The following is a 2674-nucleotide window of genomic DNA, read 5'->3' as shown; positions in this document are numbered from 1 at the left end:
GGCCGACGCGATCGCGCTCGCGGTGGACGCGCCCCCGGCCGCGCCGCGGGTGCGGCTCGCGGCGGTGAGCCTGCCGTTCTCGGCGGTGGCCGGCGTGCAGATGGGCCTGCTGCACCGGGACCTGGACTACCGCCGGCGGCTGCTGCCCGACGCGGGCGGCGCGGTGCTCGGCGCGGTGGTGACCATCGCGCTCGCCGTCGCGGGCGCCGGGCCGTACTCGCTGGTGAGCGGCGTGGTCTGCACGGCGGTGGCGCAACCCGTGCTCGCCGTGGTGGTCGGCGTCCGGGTGCGGCCGGTGTGGGACGCGGACGCGGCGGCCGAGGCGGCGCGCTGGATCGCGGTGGTCGGGCCGGGCGCGGTGGTGGCCGTGCTGCTGATCAACGTCGACTACCTGGCGATCGCCCGGGTGCACGGGCCGGAGGCGGTCGGCGTGTACTCGTTGGCGTACCGGATCGCGTGGGTGCCCTACATCCTGGTCGCGGTGGTGCTCGGCGGTGTGGTGCTCCCGCTGTGCGCCAAGCTGCTGCGCGAGGGGCAGGGACTGTCCGAAGTGGTCGGTCGGTTCACGTCCGCCGTGCTCGTGGTGACCGGTGGCCTGTACGCGGTGACGGCGGTGCTGGCCGACCGGGTCGTGGTGTTCGGCGCGCGGTGGGAGGCGGCGGCGCTGCCGCTGGCGCTGCTGTGCCTGTACGGCCTGGGGATCAGCCTGCTGCACCTCTGGTACCAGGTGCTCAAGGCCGCCGGGCACGCCCGCCGCTACCTGGCGCTGGAGGTCACGCACCTGGTGGCGCTGGTCGGCGGGCTGCTGGTGTTCACCCGGCAGGGCGTGGTGGCGGTCGCGCTCGTCCAGGTCGCGGCGGCGTGGCTGGTGGTGCCGTGCACCTGGTGGGCGTTGGCCCGGCGGGGGATCGGCCCGCCGCTGCGCGCGCTCGTGAGGGGTGTCGCGGGCGTGGTCGCGGCGGCGGGGTGCTGCGCGGCGGTGGCGTTCCTGGCCGGTGACGTGTTCGGGCCGCCCGGTTCCGTGGTGGGCGCGCTCGGTGAGGGGGTCGTGTTGGCCGTGGTGTGCGGCGTGGTCGTGCTGGTGTCGAACCGGGAGGTGGTACGGCGGTGAAGGTCGTGCACGTGAGCCAGCCCGTCGCGGCGGGTGTGGCGTCGGTGGTGCTGGAACTGGTCCGCGCGCAGCGGGACCAGGGCTGGTCGGTGGTCGTGGTGTGCCCGCCGGGGCCGCTCGCGGAACGGGCGCACGACCTCGGGGTGGAGGTCCGCGCCTGGTCCGCGCGGCGGCAACCCGGGATCGGCACGGTCGGGGAGGTCGTGCGGCTCCGGCGCGTGCTGCGCGACCTCGCGCCGGACGTGGTGCACCTGCACAGCTCCAAGGCCGGCCTGGTCGGGCGCGTCGTGGTGCGCGGGAAGCGGCCGACCCTGTTCCAGCCGCACATGTGGTCGTTCCAGACCGGGACCGGGCTGCTGGGCCGGGCGTCGCGGGCCTGGGAGCGGTGGGCGGCGCGGTGGACGCACCAGCTCGTGTGCGTGAGCGACGAGGAGCTGGCCATCGGGCGGGCCGCCGGGGTGGGCGGACCGGCGGAGGTCGTGTGCAACGGCGTGGACGTCGACCGGTTCCGGCCCTCCGACCGGCTCGCGGCGCGGTGGCGGCTGGGGCTGCCGGACCTGCCCACCGCCGTGTGCGTGGGCCGGCTCGCGCCGCTCAAGGGTCAGGACCAGCTGCTCGCGGCGTGGCCCGCGGTGCGGGCGAAGGTGCCCGACGCGCAGCTCGTCCTCGTGGGCGACGGTCCGATGGCCGAGCGGTGGCGCGCGGAGTTCGACGACGACTCCGTGCGCTGGTGGGGTCACGACGACTCGGTGGCCGACTTCTACACCGCCGCCGACGTGGTCGTGCTGCCGTCCCGCGACGAGGGCATGGCGCTGGTGCCGCTGGAGGCGATGGCGTCCGGTCGGTCCGTGGTGGCGTTCGACGTCAGCGGGGTGCGGCAGAGCGTGGGCGAGGCCGGGGCGGTGCTGCCCGGCGGTGACGTGGAGGCGCTGGCGGAGGCGGTCGTGGCCCGGCTCGCCGATCCCGCGTCGGCCGACCTGGAGGGCGCGCACGGCCGGCGCCGGGTGGAGCTGCTGTTCGACCGGCGGCAGGTGGCCGACCAGGTCGCGACGCTGGTGGACAAGCTCGTGGTGGGTGCCCGGTGAGCGCCCGCCGCCTGCGCGTGGCGTACCTGCTCACGCAGGACAGCGGGGGACCGGTGGACGTCACCGTGCGCCTGGCGCGGGCCCTGCTCGCGTCCGGCGTGGCCGACGTGCGGGTGTTCGGGCCGGTGCCGCGCCGGGGCGCGGAGGCGCTGGACGGCCACCACGAGCACCTGGAGGTCGGTGACAAGGCCGACGTGCGGGCCGGGCGGCGGGCGCGGGCGGCGTTGCGGGAGTGGCGGCCCGACGTCGTGCACGCGCAGGACCGGCGGGCCGGGCTGGTCGGCGCGGGCCTGCGGTGGCGGCACAAGGTGATCCAGACCTACCACGGTGTGCCGGACGACGTGGGGGAGGAGTGGTTCCGGGGCGTGCGCCGGGCGGCGGGGCCGTCCGCCTACACGCGGACCGTGCTGGCGGCGGACGCCGTGGTGGCGCGGACCGTGCACCGCACGGTGGTGCCCGCGCCCGCCATGGGCCGGTT

General features: G+C 76.9%; 3 protein-coding genes. All 3 read left to right on the top strand.

Annotated elements, in window-relative coordinates; translation table 11 throughout:
* On the top strand, positions 1–1111 hold a 1111-nt coding region (locus tag AB0G02_RS34575), incomplete at its 5' end, for an oligosaccharide flippase family protein (RefSeq protein ID WP_360802930.1).
* Positions 1108–2196, top strand: a complete 1089-nt coding sequence (locus tag AB0G02_RS34570; RefSeq protein WP_360802927.1) for a glycosyltransferase — start codon at positions 1108–1110, stop codon at positions 2194–2196. The genes AB0G02_RS34575 and AB0G02_RS34570, both read left to right, overlap by 4 nt.
* Positions 2193–2674, top strand: a 482-nt coding sequence (locus tag AB0G02_RS34565) for a glycosyltransferase (protein WP_360802924.1), incomplete at its 3' end; no start/stop codon positions are given. The genes AB0G02_RS34570 and AB0G02_RS34565, both read left to right, overlap by 4 nt.

This window comes from Actinosynnema sp. NPDC023658, assembly GCF_040639995.1.
Taxonomy (GTDB): domain Bacteria; phylum Actinomycetota; class Actinomycetes; order Mycobacteriales; family Pseudonocardiaceae; genus Actinosynnema.
This window is presented reverse-complemented; position numbering and strand designations above follow the sequence as displayed.